The sequence below is a fragment of the Spiroplasma endosymbiont of Virgichneumon dumeticola genome (assembly GCF_964264745.1).
Taxonomy (GTDB): Bacteria; Bacillota_I; Bacilli_A; order Mycoplasmatales; family VBWQ01; genus Spiroplasma_E.
The window spans coordinates 381,482-407,047 of sequence record NZ_OZ183478.1 but is presented as its reverse complement, the minus strand read 5'-3'; the positions used below and the strand labels follow the sequence as shown (position 1 = coordinate 407,047).

Annotated in this window: 21 protein-coding genes; 15 read left to right on the top strand and 6 right to left on the bottom strand. The window is 27.4% G+C overall.

Features of this window, described 5'->3' with window-relative positions:
* Positions 1 to 389 precede the first annotated feature (389 nt).
* Entirely contained in the window at positions 390 to 1,244 is an 855-nt protein-coding gene (locus ACFEL4_RS02625; protein WP_375317987.1) for a potassium channel family protein, read from the top strand.
* A gap of 163 nt (positions 1,245 to 1,407) precedes the next feature.
* Here the strand turns inward: ACFEL4_RS02625 and ACFEL4_RS02620 are convergent, their stop codons facing one another.
* On the bottom strand, positions 1,408 to 1,818 hold the full coding sequence (locus ACFEL4_RS02620; protein ID WP_375317986.1) for a class II fructose-bisphosphate aldolase: 411 nt from the start codon (positions 1,816 to 1,818) through the stop codon (positions 1,408 to 1,410).
* Here ACFEL4_RS02620 and ACFEL4_RS02615 point away from each other — a divergent pair.
* Positions 1,799 to 2,620, top strand: coding sequence for an IS1595 family transposase (locus ACFEL4_RS02615; RefSeq protein ID WP_375317985.1), 822 nt, complete (start codon positions 1,799 to 1,801; stop codon positions 2,618 to 2,620). The genes ACFEL4_RS02620 and ACFEL4_RS02615 overlap by 20 nt on opposite strands.
* A 508-nt stretch (positions 2,621 to 3,128) precedes the next feature.
* Here ACFEL4_RS02615 and gatB read toward each other — a convergent pair.
* The 4 genes from gatB to ligA are packed head-to-tail and all read right to left on the bottom strand — an operon-like array spanning position 3,129 to position 8,345.
* On the bottom strand, positions 3,129 to 4,568 hold the full coding sequence (gene gatB / locus ACFEL4_RS02610; RefSeq protein ID WP_375317984.1) for an Asp-tRNA(Asn)/Glu-tRNA(Gln) amidotransferase subunit GatB: 1,440 nt from the start codon (positions 4,566 to 4,568) through the stop codon (positions 3,129 to 3,131).
* The gene (locus ACFEL4_RS02605) at positions 4,561 to 5,985 is read right to left on the bottom strand and encodes an amidase family protein (protein ID WP_375317983.1); all 1,425 of its coding nucleotides are present in this window, start codon (positions 5,983 to 5,985) and stop codon (positions 4,561 to 4,563) included. The genes gatB and ACFEL4_RS02605 overlap by 8 nt, the downstream gene beginning before the upstream one ends.
* Before the next feature lie 40 nt (positions 5,986 to 6,025).
* Positions 6,026 to 6,337 carry an Asp-tRNA(Asn)/Glu-tRNA(Gln) amidotransferase subunit GatC gene (locus ACFEL4_RS02600; RefSeq protein WP_308149421.1) on the bottom strand — a complete coding sequence of 104 codons (312 nt, stop codon included), beginning with the start codon at positions 6,335 to 6,337 and terminating at the stop codon, positions 6,026 to 6,028.
* Entirely contained in the window at positions 6,330 to 8,345 is a 2,016-nt protein-coding gene (gene ligA / locus ACFEL4_RS02595; protein WP_375317982.1) for an NAD-dependent DNA ligase LigA, read from the bottom strand. Before ligA ends, ACFEL4_RS02600 begins: the two co-directional genes overlap by 8 nt.
* Before the next feature lie 545 nt (positions 8,346 to 8,890).
* On the opposite strand from ligA, the gene ACFEL4_RS02590 reads away from it, so the two are divergent.
* On the top strand, positions 8,891 to 9,268 hold the full coding sequence (locus ACFEL4_RS02590) for a hypothetical protein (protein ID WP_375317981.1): 378 nt from the start codon (positions 8,891 to 8,893) through the stop codon (positions 9,266 to 9,268).
* Between the two features lie 380 nt (positions 9,269 to 9,648).
* On the opposite strand, the gene ACFEL4_RS02585 is transcribed toward ACFEL4_RS02590, so the two are convergent.
* Positions 9,649 to 9,912 carry a hypothetical protein gene (locus ACFEL4_RS02585; RefSeq protein ID WP_375317980.1) on the bottom strand — a complete coding sequence of 88 codons (264 nt, stop codon included), beginning with the start codon at positions 9,910 to 9,912 and terminating at the stop codon, positions 9,649 to 9,651.
* A gap of 159 nt (positions 9,913 to 10,071) precedes the next feature.
* On the opposite strand from ACFEL4_RS02585, the gene ACFEL4_RS02580 reads away from it, so the two are divergent.
* The 12 genes from ACFEL4_RS02580 to ACFEL4_RS02525 all read left to right on the top strand — a co-directional run bounded on the left by ACFEL4_RS02580 (position 10,072) and on the right by ACFEL4_RS02525 (position 25,519).
* Complete coding sequence (locus tag ACFEL4_RS02580) at positions 10,072 to 11,157, top strand: hypothetical protein (protein WP_375317979.1); 1,086 nt, start codon at positions 10,072 to 10,074, stop codon at positions 11,155 to 11,157.
* Positions 11,158 to 11,275: 118 nt separating this feature from the next.
* Positions 11,276 to 12,097 (top strand): IS1595 family transposase, encoded by an 822-nt coding sequence (locus ACFEL4_RS02575; RefSeq protein WP_375317978.1) that lies wholly within the window; start codon positions 11,276 to 11,278, stop codon positions 12,095 to 12,097.
* 479 nt (positions 12,098 to 12,576) lie between these two features.
* Positions 12,577 to 14,142 (top strand): hypothetical protein, encoded by a 1,566-nt coding sequence (locus ACFEL4_RS02570; RefSeq protein ID WP_375317977.1) that lies wholly within the window; start codon positions 12,577 to 12,579, stop codon positions 14,140 to 14,142.
* 48 nt (positions 14,143 to 14,190) lie between these two features.
* Positions 14,191 to 16,164 carry a hypothetical protein gene (locus tag ACFEL4_RS02565; protein WP_375317976.1) on the top strand — a complete coding sequence of 658 codons (1,974 nt, stop codon included), beginning with the start codon at positions 14,191 to 14,193 and terminating at the stop codon, positions 16,162 to 16,164.
* Between the two features lie 90 nt (positions 16,165 to 16,254).
* Positions 16,255 to 16,458: a hypothetical protein gene (locus tag ACFEL4_RS02560; RefSeq protein ID WP_375317975.1), complete on the top strand. Its 204-nt coding sequence runs from the start codon at positions 16,255 to 16,257 to the stop codon at positions 16,456 to 16,458.
* Complete coding sequence (locus tag ACFEL4_RS02555; RefSeq protein WP_375317974.1) at positions 16,383 to 17,075, top strand: IS1595 family transposase; 693 nt, start codon at positions 16,383 to 16,385, stop codon at positions 17,073 to 17,075. Before ACFEL4_RS02560 ends, ACFEL4_RS02555 begins: the two co-directional genes overlap by 76 nt.
* Positions 17,076 to 17,551: 476 nt before the next feature.
* A complete protein-coding gene (locus ACFEL4_RS02550) occupies positions 17,552 to 18,724 on the top strand; it encodes an IS1595 family transposase (protein ID WP_375317973.1) in 1,173 nt (390 codons plus the stop codon).
* Between the two features lie 100 nt (positions 18,725 to 18,824).
* Positions 18,825 to 20,387 carry an IS1595 family transposase gene (locus ACFEL4_RS02545; protein WP_375317972.1) on the top strand — a complete coding sequence of 521 codons (1,563 nt, stop codon included), beginning with the start codon at positions 18,825 to 18,827 and terminating at the stop codon, positions 20,385 to 20,387.
* A gap of 297 nt (positions 20,388 to 20,684) precedes the next feature.
* Entirely contained in the window at positions 20,685 to 21,515 is an 831-nt protein-coding gene (locus ACFEL4_RS02540) for a hypothetical protein (RefSeq protein ID WP_375317971.1), read from the top strand.
* 162 nt (positions 21,516 to 21,677) lie between these two features.
* Positions 21,678 to 23,177, top strand: a complete 1,500-nt coding sequence (locus ACFEL4_RS02535) for an AAA family ATPase (RefSeq protein ID WP_375317970.1) — start codon at positions 21,678 to 21,680, stop codon at positions 23,175 to 23,177.
* Positions 23,149 to 23,709, top strand: coding sequence for a hypothetical protein (locus tag ACFEL4_RS02530; protein ID WP_375317969.1), 561 nt, complete (start codon positions 23,149 to 23,151; stop codon positions 23,707 to 23,709). Before ACFEL4_RS02535 ends, ACFEL4_RS02530 begins: the two co-directional genes overlap by 29 nt.
* A 745-nt stretch (positions 23,710 to 24,454) precedes the next feature.
* Positions 24,455 to 25,519, top strand: coding sequence for a phosphotransacetylase (locus tag ACFEL4_RS02525; RefSeq protein WP_375317968.1), 1,065 nt, complete (start codon positions 24,455 to 24,457; stop codon positions 25,517 to 25,519).
* Positions 25,520 to 25,566: the final 47 nt, after the last annotated feature.

Genomic DNA, 25,566 nt, shown 5'->3' with positions numbered 1-25,566 from the left:
TTCAATTTCATTGTTTCCTCCACAAGTACATGTGGGGAGAAGTCCGATTTATTATTAAAGATTAATGAATTTTGAATATTTTTCAATACTTTTTTATAAAAAAAAGTTTAATTTTCTAAAAAAAGTAGGTGTTTTAAGTTTAATTTTCATAGAATTTTATAAAATATCTTTGAGTTATTCCGTTAAAGAAAAAATGACTTTAAGTTAACATCATAAAAAAATAGAATCAAAATTAAATAATAAATACCAAGTTTGAAAAATAACGATAGGTACTTAAGTTTAAAGTTATGATATCTGAGTTTTATTACTAATATTTTTCGAATTAAGGTATAATTTATTATAATATGTTTGTATAAGTAAATATTATTAGTACAGAAAGAAGGGTACAGATGTCTTCATCAGAAAATGATTTTTGTGTCATTGGTTTAGGAAAATTTGGTATTTCGGTTGTTAGAACGTTAGAAGATTTAGGCAAAGTTACTTTGGCCATAGATAAAAGAGAAGAACGCTGTCAATTAGTTTCCTCTATTGCTTCTGAAACTTTAATTTTAGATTCCACTAATCGAGGAGCCTTAGAAGATGCTGGTATTCATAAAATTCAAAATATTATTATTGCTGTGGGATCTGATTTAGCAGCATCAATTGTTACTGCTGTTCATGTTTTAGCCATTCATCGCGAAAATAATACTTTAAATCGTCTTAATTTAGTAGCCAAAGCTGTTGATAGTACTCACCAATTAATTTTAGAAGCCATTGGTATTACTAATATTATTTTATCAGAAACAGAAGCAGGAAAAAAAGCTGCTTATCGTGCTATTTGAAAGTTAGGTGTTGATTTAACAACGGTTGATGATAAATATTCAATTGCTAGTGTGATTGTTAAAAATATGATATTTACTAACAAAAAATTGGAAACGTTACGTATTCCTACTAATTATAAAATTAACTTAGTAGCTATTAAACGTGCTGGTAAAGTTATCATCCCTAGTAGAAATGAAATATTAATGTTAAATGATGAGCTATTATTCATTAGTTCTAATGATAATATTAACAATGTTTATAATGATTTTTCAATTAATAATAGTACTAAAGTACCTGAACGATTGGTTACTAAAGTGCAAGAGAAGAAGTTACCATTTTGAAAAAGATGAGGTAAAAAAAAGAAAAAAAGATTTAGTAAAAGTAATGGTTCTAATATTAAAAAAATGTCTAGTGCTAAATCTAAAATTAAAAAAGATAAGTAGTTACTTATCTTTTTTAATGATGATAAAAGTAATATAAAAAGTGATACAATTTATTTTAAACATTCTTTATAGTTGTTTTTTATTAATTGTGAATTGTAAAAGTGTTTTTGATAATCTAATTAGTTATTTTTTTTATTTTCGCACTTGGGATTACAATTTGGGATTATTTCATATTAATACTTTTGCCTAAAGAACCATAGTCGATAAAGAAACTAAGAATTTTCTTTTTTAGTGCATGAATACAATTAGCTAACATTGTTTGATAAGTATTTTCATCAATAATACGATAAGGATTATTGACTATTTCTTGACGTAATTTTTCTGCAAAAATTAGTTGTAGTTCGCTATTAATATTTACTTGACAAATTCCTAATTTAATAGCTTTTAACACTTGATTTTTTGGAATACCAGAACCACCATGTAGTACTAATGGCTTGTTGCAATTCTGAGCAATTTGTTGTAATAAATCAAAATTTAAACTTTTTCAATCTTTAGGATAAAAACCATGAAAATTATTAACGGACTTCTCCCCACATGTACTTGTGGAGGAAACAATGAAATTGAATGAGTTCAATAATACTTTTCAAACTGAAAAACAATGTCTTGCATATATAGCAAGTTTGAAACAAAGCAAATGTATTAGGTGTTCTAGTTTTAATTTGAATACTTCTAATTTAAGAAAAATGAGATGTTTGAAATGTCATCAAACATTCAGTATTCTCACGGGCACTATATTTTCAAAGTCACAAACACCTTTAATATCTTGGTTTTATCTCATCTTTAGATGAATAAACACCAAACATGGAATTCCATCAACTGATGTTGCAAAAGCATTGGGAGTGACCTTGAAAACAGCTTGAAGAATGGGTCATAAAATCCGAAGTGCCATTGCTAAACAAGAACCTCAATTCATTGTTGAGGGCATAGTGCAAATGGATGAAATGTATCTTTCACATATGGGTTTTAAAAAACAAGGAAGATCCTTGTTGAACAAAACCTTGATTGTTGGTATTTATGAAAAAACAACCAACAATCTGATTGTGAAAGTATTGAAAAACGCAAACAGTAAAAATCTTTTGCAGTTTGCAATAAACCACATTTCTTCAAAGTGTGATGTACATAATGATTCTTGAAAAGGATATCACGATTTGAAATCGGTTTTCACTAAGCATGAAACAGTTAACCATCAAGATGGCTATGTTTCAAAAACTGGTGTAAATACCAACCAAATTGAGTCAGTATGAAAACATATACGAAGAACATTTAAAACACATATCAAAGTTGCAAAACATCATATTCATTTATATGCAAAAGAAGCTGCATATAAATTCAATAACATACCTAGTTTTGAAACTGTAATGCTATGTTTAATTTAAAAATGTGGGGAGAAGTCCGTAGATAGGCTTTTCTCAGCATTTATGTGATAAAATTTAAAATAGTACATAAAGGGAGAAAAGCCATTTAAAAATAGTAAATAAAGGGAGAAAAGCCTAAAATATTTAAAGGAACTAATTCAGTCATTATCTATTTCTCCTAATTATCACTTTAATCATACCATAATATTAATGTTTTTTTGGAGCATAAGATTAGGTAGTAAGCAATAGGTATTTTATATTTATTATTTTCCCAATAATATATAGGTTGATGATAAATTAAATAAAACTTTTTGTCCATTTATTTACCTGAGTTATAATAAAAATTGTATTACATAAATGTGATCTTGTCAAGTAAAGTTGGATTAATGATAGAGTAAATATCGCCTGGTATTTTTCTCCTTGTCAATCTTTCTAAATACTTTTCCCTAGATTAAGTAAGACTTTATTTTCCTAAAAGTTTTAGTTCTTTCCTTCATCTCTTAATACTGCTTCTATCAACACATTGCTTTTATGGTTTATAGTTATCAAGTAATTTTTTTAAGATTTCTTGTGCAATTTGCGGATTTGCACTACCTTTAGTAATTTTCATTAATTGTCCCATAAAAAATTTCATAACTCGTTCTGGTTTATCTTCATACAAAATCGTAGTACTTTCATATTCTGTTAGTAGTGGCAATAAAATGTCAGTTAAAACTTGTCCATCACTAATTAGACTCATACCTAATGTTTTAATTAAGACATTAGGAGATTTTTCATTATTAGTCATAATAATAGTTAACAACTCTTTACTTTGTTTATCATTAATTTTTTGATCATTAATCAACACAACTAATTCTGCTAAATTGCCAGGAGTTAATTTAGTATTTTCAATATTAATGTTATTACTATTAAAATAGGCTTGCACTAAGCCTAATAAGCATTTAACAGTTGGGATTGGTAAATTATTTATTTTAACAGTTTCTTCGAATATATTTAAGATTTCTATTTTATCAAGTAGGATATTAATATCAGCTTTATTTAACTTATATTGTTTTTCTAAACGTTCTTCTAAAGCTTTTGGTAGTTCAGGTAAATTCTTAATAATTGTTTTCACTCATTTTTCGTCTAATTGAATGGGAAAAATATTAGGTTCAGGAAAGTATTTATAATCAATATTATTTTCTTTACTACGCATTAAAATCGTTTTACCATTTTTTTCATCAAATCTTCTCGTTTCTAGCAATACTTTTTGTTTGTTATCTAAAATTTGACTTTGACGAATAATTTCATCGTTAATTGCTAAAGTAATATTATTAGTTGAATTTAAATTTTTAATTTCTACTTTCGTCCCCAGAACTTCACTACCTGCTGCTTTTAAGGAAATATTTATATCGCAACGTAGTGAACCTTCATTCATTTTCGCATCACTAACTTTAAGATGAATTAGTAATTGACGTAAGGCATTAATGTAAGCTACGACTTGATTGCTAGTAGTAAAAACCGGTTTCGTAACAATTTCCAATAAGGGAATGCCAGCACGATTATAATCTAACAAAGTTTCGCCATGGTGATGAATTTGTTTAGCAGTATCTTCTTCAATGTGCAAACGTTCAAATTCAACCGTAAATGGTTGCTCATCAACTAAAATTTTTAAATAACCATTGCGACCAATGGGATGATAAAATTGTGTAATTTGATAACCTTTAGGTAAATCAGGATAAAAATAACTTTTACGATCAAAACGAACAAGTGTATCAATATTCATGTTTAAGCCACTACAAGTTTGAACAGCACTAACAATGACTGCTTGATTAATAGCAGGTAACGTGCCAGGAAATCCACAATCAATCGCACTAGTTTGACTATTTGGTTTTTCACCAAAAGTATTAGGTGCACTAGAAAAACATTTAGTTTTAGTTTTTAATTCACAATGGATTTCAATACCCATCACAACATCATAATTATTCATTTTCATCACCTAACATTTTATTATTAAAATTAATATAGTTACTTAAAAATTGCGCAATATCAAGTACTGTTTGGTCATTAAAGGGAGTTGCATTAATATTAATACCAATTGGTAAATTATTAACAGTGGTTAGTGGAATGGTAATACTTGGACCACCATTTAGATTAGATAACAATAATAAGTCCTCTAAGTAGTCGTGTTTGCTACTAATGACTTTTTTTTGTTCTAGGACGTCTTTAATTGTTGGTGCACTAGTAACTGTCGGCATAACGATAAAGGCATCATATTTTTTAAAGATTTGGGTTAATGCTTCAACGACCAATCTTCTTACTTTTTTGGCTTTGTTAAACAATTCTTCTTGATAATTTGCCGACAATGCATAAGCACCAATAATATAACGTCTTTTAACCATATCACCAAAACCAGCAGTACGTGAATTTGTCATTACTTGTGAATAATCGTTTCCTGCTATTCGTTCTCCAAAGTTAATTCCTGTTAAATTAGCATGACAACTTGTTGCTTCAGCAAAGGAAATAATCATGTAAACTGGCAATAGTGCTTGTAGTAATTGTTCATCAAAATTAATTTTATGAATTTTAGCACCATCGGTAACTAAACTGTTAACTGCATCATCAAATGCTTGTTTTATGTCAGGCGTTCATTGATAACTGTCATAATTTAAAATCGCAATATTTTTATCTTGTATGTTTGTATTTAAGTTTTTAACGTAATCTTTTTGCGTACTATGAACACTAGTAAAGTCTTCACTATCATGGTGGACAAGATTATCTAAAACAATGGCTACATCTTCAACATGATTGGTAAAGACACCAACGGTATCTAAACTAGGAGCATAGGGAAAAACACCATTGCGAGAAATTAACCCATAAGTTGGTTTAAAACCAATAATACCACAATAAGCAGCAGGTTTGCGTATCGAATCACCAGTATCAGTTCCTAATGCAAAGGGAACGATACCAGCAGCAACAAGCGCTGCTGAACCACTAGAACTACCACCCGTAATGTGTTTCGGATTTCAAGGGTTAAGAACGTGTCCTGTCGCTGCATATAGGCCATCACCACCCATTCCTAATTCATCTAACGCAGTTTTGGCAATATTAATGGCACTGGCTTTAGTTAAATATTTATTAACAGTACTATCATAATTGGGGGTGAAATTAGCAAGGATTTTTGAAGAACCAGTGGTTAAACTATCAATGGTAGCAATATTATCTTTCATAACAAATGGGATTCCCATTAGTAAATTGCTATTATCCATGGGTGTTTGGCTTATTAATTTAGCATGTTTAATGGCTTTTGGTGCTAAAGAAGTAACAACACCATTTAAATGCTTTCATTCTTCTAAACGTTTATAAACTGACGTTACAAGTTGTATTGGTGTTATAATTTCACTCATTAACATTTCATGTAGTTGGCGGATTGACAATTGGTGGTAATTAATTTTCATAGTTAATCACCTGATTAATAGCAATATAATCATTACTTACTTGGGGAGCAATTGCTAATACTGCTTTACTAGCAAGTGGAATTCCAACAATATCAGGACGTAAATATGAATTAACAATTGATAGTGGATAGTCTAAAGGTTCAATATTACCCGTATCTATTTCTGTGACTATTTTCATTTGTTCTTTAATGGCTTTAAATTCTAATAATAAATTGGCACATTGTTCATCACTAATTTCAAACATTAGTTCTTGGGCAAGGTTATGGATCATCTCAGTGGTTAGGTCTGTTGCTTTAACCATTTTTTGACACCTCTTTCAATATGATTTGTAATTGTTCTTCATTAATAATTTTAACATTAAGTTTCTGTGCTTGTGTTAATTTATTACCAGGATTTTTACCAACAATTAAATAACTAGTGTTATTACTAATAGTATTAGTAATTTTAGCACCATAATTATCTAGTAAAGTAACAAATTCATTGCGACTTTTTGATAAGGTACCAGTTAAAACAAAAGTTTTACCAGCAAGCAGTTGCGAATGTTGTTTTCCTAAGTAGTAAAAGTTGAGATTTAAAGCTTGTAAATTATTAATTAATTGAATGTTGATCGGATTTGCAAAATAATCAATTAAACTAGTAGCAATGATTGTCCCAATGTCATTGGTACTTGCTAAGTCAGCATAAGATGCTTGCATAATATTTTCTAAAGTTAAATATTTTTTTGCTAAAACAACTGCAGTTTTTTGACCAACATGACGAATCCCTAAACTAAATAACAAGCGTTCTAAGGAATTTTGTTTGGAATTAAGAATATTAGTTGCTAGATTAGTAAATGATTTTTCACCGAAACGTGCTAATGATAAAATTTCTTGTCTTAAATTAACTAATTTATAAATATCACTAATAGTTTTAATTCATTTTAGTTCTAAAAAACGTTGTAAAATTTTTTCATTCAAACCCATAATATCCATAGCATCACGACTACAAAAATGGATTAATGATTTTAAAATCCGTTCTTTACAGTCACTATTAATGCAAAATTGGTCAACTTCGGGTGGTACTTGTTCTAAAACACTATGGCAATCAGGACAATTAGTAGCTTTGGTAAAAACAATACTTTTCGTTGTTCGTTGTTCAATAAGAGCAGCAATGACTTCGGGAATGATATCACCAGCTTTTTTAACGGTTACTAAGTCATTAATGCGTAAGTCACGAGTGGTAATGTAATCGCTATTATGTAAAGTAGCAAAGGTAACAGTTGTTCCAGCAATCAGAACTGGTTCTAGTTTAGCATTGTAAGTAATTTTACCAGTTCTACCGACAGTTGGAAAAATATCTAATAATTTCGTGACACTAGTTACAGCAGGAAATTTGTAAGCAATTGCTCACTTAGGTGCTTTATTAGTACGTCCTAATAAATCATAACTACTCAAATCATTAAGTTTAATGACAATTCCGTCAATTTCATAGGGCAAATTAATTCTTAATTGTTCAAATTTTTGGACATATGTTCACACTTCATCAATATTGCTACATAGTTGATACTGGTCATTGACGTTAAAACCATATGTTTGTAAAGTTTGTAATGCTTGGTGGTGAGTTTTAATATTATCATTAGCAGCATTAACATAGTAATAAAGAAAGGCATTCAGATTACGAGAATTAACAATAGTAGTATCTAACTGACGAATAGTGCCAGCAGCAGCATTGCGTGGATTAGCAAATAGTGGTTGGTTTTGTTGTTGTTGACTAGTATTAATTCGTTTAAATTCTTCTTTACTTAAATAAACTTCGCCGCGAACTTCTAAATTAATGTTAGTAGGAAGAGTATGGGGAATATTATGGATTGTTAGGATGTTATTAGTAATGTCTTCACCAGATGTGCCGTCACCACGAGTAGCACCGGTTTTAAGTTTACCATTAATATATGTAACAGCAATGGAAAGGCCATCAATTTTCAATTCACAAACGTATTGGATTTTGTTTTGTGATAAAGTTTTTTTAATTTTTTGGTCAAATTTTATTAAGTCTTGGTAATTAAAAGCATTGGCTAAACTAAGCATCGGTGTTTGATGAATAATTTTAGGTAATGTTGAATTAGTTTTACCACCAACGGTTTGGGTTGGTGAGTCAGTAGTTAAAAATTGGGGGTATTGGGTTTCTAGGTTTACTAATCGTTTATAAGTACTATCATAAATGTCATCAGTGACAGTAGGGGTATCTAAAACATTGTATTCATAGTTTCATTGTTTGATTAGTGTTTTTAGTGTTAGGATTTCTTGTTTGATATCTTTGGTATTATTAGTCATGTTTTAGTCACTCCTGGTCTCTTTTGTCTAGTTTAATTATAAAGTAAATAGTTAGAAATGACTATTTGTTAGTATTAAATAATTTAGTAATTAATTTAAACAATATGTTGTTATTATTAAAATATAATTTAATAAAAGTTCATTCCTAATATAGATATTTTTCTGTATTGGGTTTTTATTTTTGTTAAATTAATATTTTAAATAAAGAGAGATGGTAAAAAATATGCCTTTGGACAGTAATACAAATTTATATGAAAATGAAACGATTAAAAAAATAGAAGAATTATCACAAACAGAAATTAACAATATTAAAGATGTTAAATTAGTATTTAAATACTAGTGGTAATGGTTCATTGTTTATTGCAGAGTGGAAGAACATCTTTTAGTCTTTGCTCTTAAATATAATGCAAAGCAATTTGTAAACAATAACCGTTTCGATAATGATATCATAGATTTTTTTAATTGATAAACTTGATAGCGATTCATTAAGCATTACTGATTCTCAAAAAAGAAATCTTTTACATATAGCAACAATTTTAGGTAATTTGGAAGCTGTGAAAAAACTAACCATAAAATTTAAAGATTCTTTATTAATAAATGCTCTAGATTGTCATGGAGTAGTACCTGAAGCAACAAAATTTTGAATAGGTAAATTTTTTGATTTTAATTACTTATTAAATAATGTTCTCAATTACAATACTAATATTATAGATACTAAAACAAATATAGCTAAAGTTTTAGTTAAAAACTATGAAGAAATTGCAAAACATTTACTTTCTATTTTAACACGTGAACAAATTAATTCTAAAGACAACGAAGGAGATAGTCCAATACACGAATGTGTAGTTAGATCTAATGTTAAAATATTAAATCGGACTTCTCCCCACATGTACTTGTGGAGAGAAGTCCGATTTTTTATTTAGTTATGTAATAATTAATTACTTTCATAAAGTACAGATTTATCAAAATAATTAATTATAATTGTTTAACAATTAAAAATGAGAGTATTATCTCTCATTTAAGTTCTTATTAATCTAACCATTAACTTGATACGCCCAATTTTGATGTTCTTTTAAACTATACAATTCTTCATCACAAGCAAAGATAAAATTGATAATCATAATTACAGGCATAAGGAAATGTAAAAACTACGGTTTTAAATCAAGGATAAATATCAGTTCCATATTTACTACGTTCTTGTGAGTTAGTAGCAATTCCTCCCCAAAACACTAACATAGTAATAGTAATATAAACAGTAATTCTTAATAAAGTATAAAAACGTGGTTTAGAATGAGGTTTAAATCTACTTTCAAACAGAAAAGCAAATAAATAAATAAATAATAACTAAGTAATTAGTTTGCGTTGTAAAATACGCATAGTATATAGATAATCGTTCAGTTGCTTTAGGTACTTCTGAATTTTCAAAAGTACTAGGATAATCAATAGTAATAATTAAATCAAAAATTAAAAATAGTGTTATGATAATTAAACCAAGCAAACGTAAACTAAATTTGCGTCGATTTTTCTTTCTTAACCATTCTTCATCATCAAAATATTTTTTATTCATTATTAACCACTCATTTCTTGAAAAATTATGATTTTATATAGTCTTATTAATGTAGTTATTATATACATTATAACGCATTTTGATTTATGATTTTTATTTTTAAATTTTTTAAAATTCTTTATATTAATAAGATATAATTCATAAGGAAAGGTGAGATAAATGAAAAATACATTAATAAAAATTCAAAAAAAATTATTACATATTCCTTTAGCACTTACTGCTGTGGCTTTAGGGTTAACAACTTTAGGCATTGCCTTTACACAATATAATAAAGCAACAGTTGGAAATCTCCCTGGTATTAGTTTCGATGGTGATTGAGTTCAATACGTGACCATTGCCCTAGCTAGTTTTTTCTTATTCTTATGTTTATTAAAAGTACTAAGTAATCCCCAATGATTTTGAAAAGAAATGAAGAGTGGTAGTGCAAGTTCACACCTACCAGTCCTATTCATGATTACGATGGCCATTGGTGAATTTGTGATTGGTAAAGTGACTATTTATGGTGGTTTATTTTACTTTGGAATTACGCTATGATATATTGGTTTAATTTGTCAACTAGTTTATTTAGTGTGATGATTAGTGACAAGAGCAATGTGATTTGACATTAAAGATGTTGATGGAGCATGATATGTACCAGTAGTAGGAATTCCTGTTGCTTGTGCTATTTTACCAGGGCAACTTGGTGGTGCTAATTATGTTACTTTATTACAAGCGTTATGATACTTTAGTTTTGTTGGATTTATTATTTTAACTTGTTTAATTTTATATCGTTACTTATTTGTGACACCAATCCATACTACTGAACTACCAGCAATTGGGATTATAGCAGCTCCTGCCAGTTTATTGTTAGTTACTTATTTTTTTGACTTTAGTGGGACAAAAAATGAAAATCATGTATTTATGTTTTTATTAGCAGGAATTGCTATTACATTTACTTTTATTGCTTATATTAGTATGATTAAAGTTTTTGCTACTAAATTTAATACTGGTTTTGCTGCTTATTCATTTCCATTAGCGATTGGCGTGGTAGCACGAATTGTTTTTGCATCATGATTTGCTGCTAATTATAGTATAAGTTCTAATGTATTAATATTTTTTAAAACAGAAGCATTTGCTGAGTTAGTTATTAGTTCGTTTGTTATGGTATATTTACTAGTTGGATTTACTATTCATAGTATTACTAAAATTGCTGTACATCACGATAAACATCAACATTTACCAAAAATAGTAAAATATTTTGGATAGTTTACTAATTACAAATGGGTTGGACTCTAGGGTTCACTATAATTTACTAAAAAGCAGTCGTGAAACGACTTCTTTTTTATTTTCGGACTTCTCCTCACATGTACTTGTGGAGGAAACAATGAAATTGAATGAGTTCAATAATACTTTTCAAACTGAAAAACAATGTCTTGCATATATAGCAAGTTTGAAACAAAGCAAATGTATTAGGTGTTCTAGTTTTAATTTGAATACTTCTAATTTAAGAAAAATGAGATGTTTGAAATGTCATCAAACATTCAGTATTCTCACGGGCACTATATTTTCAAAGTCACAAACACCTTTAATATCTTGGTTTTATCTCATCTTTAGATGAATAAACACCAAACATGGAATTCCATCAACTGATGTTGCAAAAGAATTGGGAGTGACCTTGAAAACAGCTTGAAGAATGGGTCATAAAATCCGAAGTGCCATTGCTAAACAAGAACCTCAATTCATTGTTGAGGGCATAGTGCAAATGGATGAAATGTATCTTTCACATATGGGTTTTAAAAAACAAGGAAGATCCTTGTTGAACAAAACCTTGATTGTTGGTATTTATGAAAAAACAACCAACAATCTGATTGTGAAAGTATTGAAAAACGCAAACAGTAAAAATCTTTTGCAGTTTGTAATAAACCACATTTCTTCAAAGTGTGATGTACATACTGATTCTTGAAAAGGATATCGCGATTTGAAATCGGTTTTCACTAAGCATGAAACAGTTAACCATCAAGATGGCTATGTTTCAAAAACTGGTGTAAATACCAACCAAATTGAGTCAGTATGAAAACATATACGAAGAACATTTAAAACACATATCAAAGTTGCAAAACATCATATTCATTTATATGCAAAAGAAGCTGCATATAAATTCAATAACATACCTAGTTTTAAAACTGTAATGCTATGTTTAATTTAAAAATGTGGGGAGAAGTCCGTAGATAGGCTTTTCTCATCATTTATGTGATAAAATTTAAAAATAGTACATCAAGGGAGAAAAGCCTTTATTTTTTAACTGTCCCATTTGATTTTACAACTCAGACTTTATTATTATATTCATTTTTACAATCTTTTAGGGTAGAACATATTATTAGTGTTGTTATCTTATAACATATATCCTATGACCAACAAATTTAATAGCAACATTATTGCTTTTTATAAAAAAAAGTTTATTATTATTTATAAGGATTACTAGTAATTAATCCTTATAATTTTAATGAATATATAAACTGTCCCTATTTATATAAATATTAAAATTATTGTTCAATTAAAAATTTTTATGATTTGGTTATTGAAACTTTAGTTTTTATTTTAATAAAACTAAATTTTTTCCATATCTAAGTGATTTTATATAAAGTCAAAAAACCTAATTAAAAAAATGAAAGAAGGTGATTAAAAGTGATAAAAATATCATATTTTAATTATAAATTTACAGCATTATTATCGATACTAGCGCTTACTTCTGGATTAACTTTTGTTGCTAGTACTAATCATACTTTGCCAGGATTTCATATTACTGTTAAAGAAAATAATGATAATGATATTAAATTAGTTAATACATGAAATACGATTAATGATAAGTATGAACAATTATTAAAATATAATAAAGATAAGTTAATTAATGTTGAATTCAATCAATGAAGTCAAATTACTAATCAGTTACAAACACCAATTAGTGATGATGTTATTAGCAAAGAAGTAGCTAACGCATTCCAAGGGCAAATTGATGATAAGAATAATAATTTTATGCCCACTGATGGCAAACAATATTTTGATAAAGCAATTATTGGTCGTAGTTTTGCAAATAAAAATTTTGATAGTGGAATTTCTAGTTTTGGTAGTGTCTATTATAACTATAGTGATCAATTATCAAGCAGTATTAATAATGGTTTGTTTGCCACGATTAACCCTGAAAGTAGTTTTACTGATTATTTTTCAGTACCTTATACTTTACAAGCTAGCAAAGATATTCTTCAACAATCATTATCTGAACGTTTAAAAATTATTCCAATCGGTGATAACAATATTAAAAGTGAAAATGAAAATGAGTTAGTTATTTTAGCTAAAGCTACAACAGAAGAAAAATTAGTTATTAAATGTGGTAATACTAACATTGACCCAATTTCAAATGACAATCTTAGTTATGCTATTATTGCTCATAATCCTACTGATGGATTTAACGCTACTAATTTTAGCGTTGATGCTAGTTCTTCTTCAACCAATGAAGTAGTACACCATGATATTACTATTAGTAATAAGACATCTCAATTAAGTTTTACTACGGGTACTAAAAATGATATTACTAATATTGATAGTCAATATTTAGTGAAAAATGTTGCTGGTAATGATAACTTAATTGTTATGAACTATGCCAAAGGAAATGCTACTGTTAAAATCCCTACTAATGAAAAATGAACCTATGCCAATGTTGATACTAAAACTTTAACTATTAATAGTACAACAACAAAGTCTATTAGCAATGGCGAAGTACTAACAGCAAGTAGTTCACCAACCGGAATTCAAGTTTACTATCTTGCTTTAGATACGCAAGACAAAGCCCAACAACAAGCATCAGGCCAATATGTTACTATTTATAATCAAAACCAAGTTCCAACTTTTAGTAATTGTACTAATTTATTTGCTGATGGCAATGTGACATTACAAGGATTTCAGCAATATCTAAATAGTACTGATAATCTTGAAGTTAATGACTTAAAAGGTAATGCTAGCGCTTTAGTTAGTCAATTTATTACTTATCAAGGTGCTATTGCTAAACATAATTATATTAATTATTTAACAACCAATAATGATGATCCAAATCCATTTCACATTAATGTTAAACCAACTTCTAAAACTTTGGTTAATAATTGAAACATTATTATTCTTGCTTGTATATTTTTTAGTCTCTTAATTATTTTACCATTTGTGATTTTATTGATTCGTAAACGTAAACGTTTAAAATAAAAGTTTTTGTTTATTAAAATAAATATTAAACATAAAGGAGAAAAACTAATGAAACCAAAAACAATTAATAATAGGCCAACAATTATTACTAATGTTAATAATTCCCCTGTACTTATTAAAAATAAGTTACAAAAAAATCATAAAAAAAATTGATTATTAATTAGTGTTTATCTATTAATGTTTGGCATAACAGGTGTAACAACTACTACGGTATTACTACACAATCATGCTAACTATAGTGATAGTAATTTTAATCCTCATAGCAATAGTAATTTATGAGAACAATATTATAAAAATAATAAACCAGATAATAAATTAATTGACTTAACGCCTACCAAAAGATTTTTTAAAGATAATGCTAATTCAGTTGTTTGAAAAATCCATAGCGTTAAGGATAAAAATAGTCTTAGTTTTAGTAGCGTTCTAAATCAAATTGATAACAAATTACAAGATGGTGGCATTGAAACAGTTTCCCAACAAACTGTTAAATCATTACCCACTGATTTCTTTACTAATATTATTAATAATCCAGCAGTTGATTTTACAATTAATAGCCACCAAGTTACTAATAGTACCTTTAAATGACCGGACAATTATAATCAAAGTACGTCATGTGACTTAAAGGTAAGTACTAGTGATGAAGCTAATGCCTTTGGCATTCAAAATAATAATATTAATTTTGTCATTAAAGTTACAATTACTAACTTACTGACAGTTGATCTTAAAGATGTAAAGTTAGATAACTTAAGTTCCGATCAAACAATTTACACTGACTATGATAGTAGTACTAATGCTACTATTCCACAAATTATTAAATATATTCAACCAACAATTAAAGATGCATTTATAACTAAATTAAAAGCAATTTTACAAATTGACAAGATTCCTGATAATGATTATGAAATTACTTTTAATGGTAATGATGATAAAACAAAATATGATTTCAATAAAGATTCAGTTCCTGTTAACTTTCAAATTACAAGTACAGAAGATAGTAAGAACTATAACTTTACTGGAAAGTTAGAATCTAGTATTAATGTTAAAAATGAAGTATTTAACATAAGTAATGAAACAGAATTACAAACTGAAATTCAAAATAAATATTCTATTAAAGAAAAAAACCGTGATAATTGATTAAATATAGTATTTGATAATAAAACTGATAAAGATAACGTTGATACTTGTTTAACGGATAAAGGATTAACAGTAGCCAATGATGAAATTAATAAAGTTATTAAACCATTTGTAGTAAGTTACTTTAATGATAAACATAAAGCACTTAACCTGAAACCTAATGACATTAAAATTACTTCTGATTTACAATTAAAAGATAATCTCTTCCAAAATAATGATGGTATCTTAGGTAAACAATGTACAATTTCCATTTCAGCAAAACAAGAAGGCTATAAACTTTCTGGTAAGTTACCAATTAATATTACCATTCATGGTAAAAATATTGACGCTACGACTCAAAATCATAATTCACCTGATAGTTTTAAACTAAATGGTATTTATTTACCTGATGGACAAGATGCTGATATCTTGCAAGATAATGAGCACTATTACCAACAAACAACATTATTAGCAAATTGAATGGGTGATGATAAAGATAGTTTAAAGAGTAAATTTAACAATGCTTATAGTATTAATAAAGATAGTTTTTCAGGTTCGTTTACTTCCAAATATCAATTAGAAACATCAGGTGCAATAAAAGATACTACTTTTAAAATTAGTGATATTAAAAATAAAAAAATAACTAATTTTTACGATTTAATTAATCAAACTAAAAATATTTATTTGCATACTAGTGTGACAAAAAATTCATCATCAGAAAAAAAAGATAGGACTTTAAATAGTGTAGAATTAGTATTTACTAGTACCATTGATCCACCATACACTAATGGTAATAATATCTTATATAGTTTTAAAATTGTTACCGAAGAAAAAACGTCAATTGATAATGGTGCTAAATTAATGTTTTCTAACTTTAATTTTAAAATTGCTTATCAACAAAATAATTAAACAATAAATTGTTATATCAATCATATTAATTTGGAGGTAAAAATGAAAAATTTATCGGACTTCTCCCCACATGTACTTGTGGAGGAAACAATGAAATTGAATGAGTTCAATAATACTTTTAAAACTGAAAAACAATGTCTTGCATATATAGCAAGTTTGAAACAAAGCAAATGTATTAGGTGTTCTAGTTTTAATTTGAATACTTCTAATTTAAGAAAATGAGATGTTTGAAATGTCATCAAACATTCAGTATTCTCACGGGCACTATATTTTCAAAGTCACAAACACCTTTAATATCTTGGTTTTATCTCATCTTTAGATGAATAAACACCAAACATGGAATTCCATCAACTGATGTTGCAAAAGAATTGGGAGTGACCTTGAAAACAGCTTGAAGAATGGGTCATAAAATCCGAAGTGCCATTGCTAAACAAGAACCTCAATTCATTATTGAGGGCATAGTGCAAATGGATGAAATGTATCTTTCACATATGGGTTTTAAAAAACAAGGAAGATCCTTGTTGAACAAAACCTTGATTGTTGGTATTTATGAAAAAACAACCAACAATCTGATTGTGAAAGTATTGAAAAACGCAAACAGTAAAAATCTTTTGCAGTTTGCAATAAACCACATTTCTTCAAAGTGTGATGTACATACTGATTCTTGAAAAGGATATCGCGATTTGAAATCGGTTTTCACTAAGCATGAAACAGTTAACCATCAAGATGGCTATGTTTCAAAAACTGGTGTAAATACCAACCAAATTGAGTCAGTATGAAAACATATACGAAGAACATTTAAAACACATATCAAAGTTGCAAAACATCATATTCATTTATATGCAAAAGAAGCTGCATATAAATTCAATAACATACCTAGTTTTGAAACTGTAATGCTATGTTTAATTTAAAAATGTGGGGAGAAGTCCGTAGATAGGCTTTTCTCAGCATTTATGTGATAAAATTTAAATAGTACATAAAGGGAGAAAAGCCTAATAATATAACACCACAAGTATCTTCTGCCATACCAATATTTAACAGTGAATATCAGAAACTAAATGATAGTAATTGAATTGCTAATCAATCAACAACAGACCATAAATATTATAGTTATGATACAAGCCATGCTAATTATCAATTAAGTGATAAAACTAGCGCCAGAACAGCCTTCCAAGTTGATGATAAGGGACAACTAGTAATTAAGAAAAAAGATAGTTATACAAATATTGATTATAATAATCCTTAACAATACTAAAGATGAAATGATTGTTCATCGCAAAGTAACTGCTTTTAATCGTTCTAATAATAATGCTTATACAGGTAGTGAATTTCGTAGTGATATTTTTAGTGGTGATAATCTGATTGAAAGTTTCTTCAAGAAAGTCAAGTGGAAAAACATGTTAATATTTCTGATGTTACAGGTGCCGATAAAGTTTCAAATAGTGACAGTTTAAGTGAAGGATTAGGACTTTATTATATTGGTCAAGCAGATAGTAAAGACCAAACCAATAAACCAGAATTATATTTGGGTTTAGCAAGAGCGTTTATGAATAGAAGTACTTTAGGAACTAATGTTCCTGATGAAGTACTTACTGGTATTATTAATACTTTTATTTCCACAAATAATGCTGCTTTGCGATATATTAGTAATGCACCCTATCAAAACAGTGATAATAATACTAACTACGCTACTAATTATATTTCGGACTTCTCCCCACATGTACTTGTGGAGGAAACAATGAAATTGAATGAGTTCAATAATACTTTTCAAACTGAAAAACAATGTCTTGCATATATAGCAAGTTTGAAACAAAGTAAATGTATTAGGTGTTCTAGTTTTAATTTGAATACTTCTAATTTAAGAAAAATGAGATGTTTGAAATGTCATCAAACATTCAGTATGCTCACGGGCACTATATTTTCAAAGTCACAAACACCTTTAATATCTTGGTTTTATCTCATCTTTAGATGAATAAACACCAAACATGGAATTCCATCAACTGATGTTGCAAAAGCATTGGGAGTGACCTTGAAAACAGCTTGAAGAATGGGTCATAAAATCCGAAGTGCCATTGCTAAACAAGAACCTCAATTCATTGTTGAGGGCATAGTGCAAATGGATGAAATGTATCTTTCACATATGGGTTTTAAAAAACAAGGAAGATCCTTGTTGAACAAAACCTTGTTTGTTGGTATTTATGAAAAAACAACCAACAATCTGATTGTGAAAGTATTGAAAAACGCAAACAGTAAAAATCTTTTGCAGTTTGCAATAAACCACATTTCTTCAAAGTGTGATGTACATACTGATTCTTGAAAAGGATATCGCGATTTGAAATCGGTTTTCACTAAGCATGAAACAGTTAACCATCAAGATGGCTATGTTTCAAAAACTGGTGTAAATACCAACCAAATTGAGTCAGTATGAAAACATATACGAAGAACATTTAAAACACATATCAAAGTTGCAAAACATCATATTCATTTATATGCAAAAGAAGCTGCATATAAATTCAATAACATACCTAGTTTTGAAACTGTAATGCTATGTTTAATTTAAAAATAGTACATAAAGGTAGAAAAGACATTAATTATTTTAAGTAGTTTGACTACTTTAACATTAGCAAGTAATGTGGCAATAAATGTTGTTAATAATAGTATTGCTATTAACAACAAATTTAATAGCCCCCCCTACTAAAGACCAAACCCCACCGTCATTATTTAATAATAAATTTGGTTGTTTAAATCAAGATAAGTGAATCACTAATCAATCAACAACAGACCATAAATATTATAGTTATGATACAAGCCATGCTATTGGTAATTTAAGTGATGGGACACCAACTAGAAATGCTTTTCTTGTTGATAATAATGGAAATCTAACAATTGATTCTAGTTTAAATCTTTCTGATGCCGATAAAAGTATGTTAAATAACATTCAAGAACAAATGAATAGTCACAAACAAATTACAACTATTAAAGATAGTTTTAATTCCTATAGTAAAAGTATTTATAGTGATAGTTACTTTAGTGGTGATAATAGTAGTTGAAAATATTTACAATTTGGTGGTATCGAAAACCATATTAATATTAGTAGTCAGCAATCAGCTAATAAAGTAGAACATAATAATAGTTTGAGTGAAACATTAGGTTTATATTATATTGCTAAAGCAACTCGTACTTCTGGTGGTATTGATATGTCTGTTGCTAATAGTTTAGGTAAGTATTTTATTAGTAAGAGCAGTTTAAAAAATCTTAATGATAGTTTAACAAGTAGTATCATTAATATTATTGCTACTGTTAATAATGTTTATAATTTTCTTTATCAATCACCACCGCGTGATGGAGAAAATATGTTATATAAAACGGACTTCTCCCCACATGTACTTGTGGAGGGAACAATGAAATTGAATGAGTTCAATAATACTTTTCAAACTGAAAAACAATGTCTTGCATATATAGCAAGTTTGAAACAAAGCAAATGTATTAGGTGTTCTAGTTTTAATTTGAATACTTCTAATTTAAGAAAAATGAGATGTTTGAAATGTCATCAAACATTCAGTATTCTCACGGGCACTATATTTTCAAAGTCACAAACACCTTTAATATCTTGGTTTTATCTCATCTTTAGATTAATAAACACCAAACATGGAATTCCATCAACTGATGTTGCAAAAGAATTGGGAGTGACCTTGAAAACAGCTTGAAGAATGGGTCATAAAATCCGAAGTGCCATTGCTAAACAAGAACCTCAATTCATTGTTGAGGGCATAGTGCAAATGGATGAAATGTATCTTTCACATATGGGTTTTAAAAAACAAGGAAGATCCTTGTTGAACAAAACCTTGATTGTTGGTATTTATGAAAAAACAACCAACAATCTGATCGTGAAAGTATTGAAAAACGCAAACAGTAAAAATCTTTTGCAGTTTGCAATAAACCACATTTCTTCAAAGTGTGATGTACATACTGATTCTTGAAAAGGATATCGCGATTTGAAATCGGTTTTCACTAAGCATGAAACAGTTAACCATCAAGATGGCTATGTTTCAAAAACTGGTGTAAATACCAACCAAATTGAGTCAGTATGAAAACATATACGAAGAACATTTAAAACACATATCAAAGTTGCAAAACATCATATTCATTTATATGCAAAAGAAGCTGCATATAAATTCAATAACATACCTAGTTTTGAAACTGTAATGCTATGTTTAATTTAAAAATGTGGGGAGAAGTCCGTAGATAGGCTTTTCTCAGCATTTATGTGATAAAATTTAAAAATAGTACATAAATGCTGAGAAAAGCCATAAATTATTCAATATCTTTGTAAAATATTTTACAAAGATATTTTTATTCTTATTTTTTTCATTAATCTAGATGACATATAAAGATTAATAATCTTTTAAAATTTTATGTATAATATAAATTAGAAAATAAATATTACATGAATAGTAATATTTATTATTTAGATTTTAATACCATTTATATTATTGGTTATGCAAAAAGAGGTAACAATTATGAAAGTGATATTACGATTTCTAGGCGCTATTATGATTAGTAGTGTATCTTTAACAAGTATTAATGTGCATAGTAAAATTTTAGCATGAAATCCACCACAAGTTGATACAGAGTTTGCTAGGTTATTAGGATGATATAGTGATAATAATACTCCAAAAATAGAACAAAAATTACAGTATAATGCCCAAATAAATATGTATGAAATTTCTATTAATAAAAAAATCATTACTGAGACTAATTTCAAAACGCAATTATTGATTGCTAATGGTAATGACTTTACAGCCAAGAACCTGCAAACGACTAATTTATTAAGACAGTTAGGATTTACTTCTGGTGGTGTTGGAACAATATACAGTAACCAAGATGTTGCTAATATTAGTAATCTAACTGCTATTATTGATAACGTTAATCATGGTAAAATAACTACTAGTAGTTTGGATTATCAAATTGCTAGGGGTACTATGGAAGTTAGTGTTAAATTAAATAATAAAACTTTGCACACATATCATTTAGATACGTTAAATAATAATAACTTAAATATTCCACAACTAGCTTCACAGTTGGTTAATTCAAACACTATTGCTTTAACTAAAATTTGTGGTTTTACTGTTAATGCTTTAACTAGTAATTGTACTTTAAATTTAAATAGTAATGATAAACAAAATCAATGAACTGCTTTACTTAACTTTTTATCTGCAACACCATCACTAACTTGAACTGATAACAGTATGTCTGTTATTGAAACATTCACGACAGCTCCAGTCTGACTACAAGTAAGTTTTGGTAAAATAATAGTAGTTAATGCTTTTTATTGTGGTAATCCGCAATAAATAAGTTTTAAGACATAATTTGTGCTTCATTTGTCAATCATACTTTAATTTTTTTTATTATTAATAATAAGTAAAATACTCAATATTTGCCATTTATTTAATCTTAAATGGTATGATACTTGTAGGATTTAAAATATTTTAATATATAAAGGTGAGTTACACATGAAATTAAAAATAAAAAACATTGGGCCATTTAAAGATACTACTTTAAATATCGGTAATATTACAGTGATTGCTGGCGTTAATGATACTGGTAAAAGTTATTTAAGTCGTTTAGTTTTTGCTATGATGAAAATTGCTACTAGCGATATTGAATCACAAGTTGTTAAAAATTTTCTTAGTTTTATTGAAAGCACATTCAAACAAATCGAAAGTTCGATTGATACTTTTATTGAAACTAACTTTAGTAATAAAGATAAAGAAACACCACTATTTAAAGAAATTAATACGATTTATGAGCAACTTAATATAAGTAATAAAATGTTTTTACAAAAATGAGTAGAAAATTTTGATAATAAACAAGAAAAGTTTAATGATTTTTGAATTAGTTTATTAAAAGATTGTAATAAATTATTGAAAAAAAATGATGAATTAATTAGTATTACTTTACAAAAAATTGATAGTAATACTAATAAGGATGCTTATAAAATAAAAACTATTAAGTATGTTATTAATACTATTAATAAAGATATTGAAGAAATTTTAATATTTTTCACTAATGATAAAAAAGATATTATTTCTCATTTAATTTCCAACATCTTATCAGAAAATTTTCATGGTGAAACATTAAAAAATAAAAACTATAGTAATGAAGATAGTCAGTTAAAACTTAGCTTGGATAACAAAAAAAAATTAAGTATTATTATTAAAGCAAATAATGAATTTGAATTGGAAAATGCATTTAATTATTTAGAAAATATTATTGAAAACCCTGTCCTTGATGCTACATATATTAGTGACACTGATCAAATTTTAGATTTAATGATGGAAGAGAAACGTATTCAAAAAACTTCTGAATATATGTTAGAAACTGAAAGATTAAAATTATCAATTAATAATATTTTTAAATTTAAAAAATGTAATTATTTAGATGATTTTAAAAGTAAGATTAGTGATGACGATGAAACTGAACGCTATAGTAATTTAAAAGCTGTTCTTGTTAAAGAAAAAATTAGTAAGGAACTATATAATTACTTTGCTTTTGAGAATAAAATCAACTTGGAAAATGGTAGCTTAACTAAAAAAGGGGTAACTGTTAAATTTTCTAATTCATCACGTGGCTTAAAAATTATTGAAGCATTTAAGACAATGATTAGTAATGGTTTCTTTAAAGAAGGTAATTTAGTTATTATTGATGAACCCGAAGCTTATATCCATCCCGAATGACAGTATTTGTTTGCTCGTTTATTATTAGACATTGCTCGTATTGTCAATTTTAAATTAGTAGTGTCAACACATAGTCCTTATATTATTGAAACTATTACTTCATTGTCAAATCGTGATTTTAAAGACTTAACATTTAAGTATAATTTCATTAATAAAGATAAAAATTTTAATTCTTGTATAATAGAAGAGAATAGTTTAGACCATATTAACGAGGCTTTAAGCTATCCATACAGGGAGTTGGATAAGTATGAATTTAAATGAGACATTAAAAAGTAATTTAATTAAGATTTATAAAAAGAATAAAAAGACTTTTCGTACGCTTTCATATAGTACTGCTTCTAAAACGTATTCATCAGATTCTAATGAATATGCGATTGATGGTGATAATTTAAAAATATTATGTTGTAATCACACTCGTGGCGTGAAATCAATCGATGCTATTACTTTTAACAAAAAAAATGAATTTTTATTTATTGAATTTAAAATTCAAAAACATTTTCATGAAGATATTGTTAGCGATTTATCAAAAAAATTTATGGATACTTTTAGTTGTTTTCAACATAATATTGACACCAATCATGAGATTTTATTTAATGAAATAAAATGTTTTTTTGTGTTTGATATTAGGCGTGAGACTGATCGTAGTATTAGAAATATTAAAAATATTAGATATAAATTAAAAGATAAAGTTCAAAGATTAAATGATGAAAATCGTATTTCTTTGAGCTTTAAAATTATTTATTCATCAACATTTGACCATAGTATTGATTATTTTAAAATGGATGATTTTTTTAAAGAACTTAGTTAACTCATGTCAAGCATACAATGTTGTCAAAGCCATAGTGGCATAAATTTATTTTAGACTATTACATGGAAGTAGTTAAGGTAGTATCTTAGGTTTGGACATTATCATAAGATAACGACATTTTTCTACAAAATTAAATTCTTTTTCTTGAAAAAATTTAAAGAAGGCGTTAAACTTAGTAAAGTTGCTTAATGCTGTGGTATTGACCATGGAGCAATTCTTATGTAATAAATTACTAAAAATTTGGAGCATGTAACTAGCTTATAAAAGTTGCAAAACGCAAGAAATTAACTAATTTAACTTCATAACTAAGAAAAATTTTTCTTTTAAAAAGAAATTAAAAAGTTAAAGAGTTTAAATGTGATTGAATGCTCAGTTTTAAAAGTTAATAAAGTAACAGAATATTCTTATTACAAAACACCGTTAGTTATTTAGAAAATGGTTATATTGTTATTCTGCTTTAAGAACTGTTGAAATTAATTATGACAATTATTTAATATAAAAATGGTGTTAATGATAAAATCCAATAATTTATAAAAATGCTTACTACTTTGATTTTGGAACTTATCAAGAAAATTACTAGTAAAAATTCGAAAATTCTGGATTTAATTGTTTCAAAAACGTCAATAGAAGCAAATATTGATATTTTAGTTTTTGTTATTAATCAAATAATATATTTAAAACATCTTAAAATCAATTGCTGGTACAATCATTACTAATAAATAATAATATAGAGGAGTAATTTAAAATGAATTTAGAACAACATATATTAAGTACTATTTATAAAAAAAAACCATCAAAGCCAATTAGAGTTTTATTTCCTGAAGGGGAAAATGAAAAAATTCAAGTTGTGGCTTTAAAACTATTAGAAAATACTTTTTTTTACATAGATAAAAATGGTGGTTTAAAAACGATTAAAATTAAAGATATTATTGAACCAGTATTATTGTTTCATGAAAGTGAAAATATTCCTCAAGAAATCGCTAATCGTATAAGTATCATTAAAACTACTGATCAAAAAAAGATAGCACAAAAATTATATGAAATTAGAAAAGAAAAAGGTTTAACTTTAGAACAAGCACAAAAGTTAGTTGCTAATAAAAATTATTATGGAATGATGCTTCTAGAATTAAATTTAGTTGATTGCTTAGTAGGAGGGATTAACTATAAAACTTCTGATATTTTAAGACCAGCATTACAGATTATTAAATCAGACAAAAAAACTGTTTCTAGTGCTTTTATTATGAATCACTATAATGAAACTTATATTTTTGCTGATTGTTCAATCAATATTTTCCCAACAGTAGAACAATTGTTTGATATTGCTAACAGTACAATTAATTTTGCTCTTGATTTTGATTTTAAAACGTTTGATTCAGTTAATTTTAAAGAGTTAAATGTAGCGATGTTATCTTATTCAACAAATGGCAGTAGTGCAGGTACAAGTGTTGATAATGTAAGAACAGTATCTCAAAAATTATCACAACTTACTTGAAAAACTGATCAAAAAATTAATATTGCTGGTGAAATTCAATTTGATGCTGCATTTGATGAAACAATACGTAATAAGAAGTTTCCTAGTTTAGATATAAAAGGTCCGTGCAATATTTTTATTTTTCCTGATTTAGAATCAGGGAATATTGGTTATAAAATTGCTCAAAGATTAGGTAAATTTAAAGCAATTGGACCAATTATTTTAGGTTTAAAAAAACCAGTAAATGACTTATCACGTGGTGCTACTATTGATGATATATATGATACTGCTTTAATTTCTTGTGCTCAAAAGTTTTTAAAAGTTAATGAAAGTTCATAATTTAAAAGGTAAAAAAGAATCTAATTATGCTATGGGAGCATAACGAT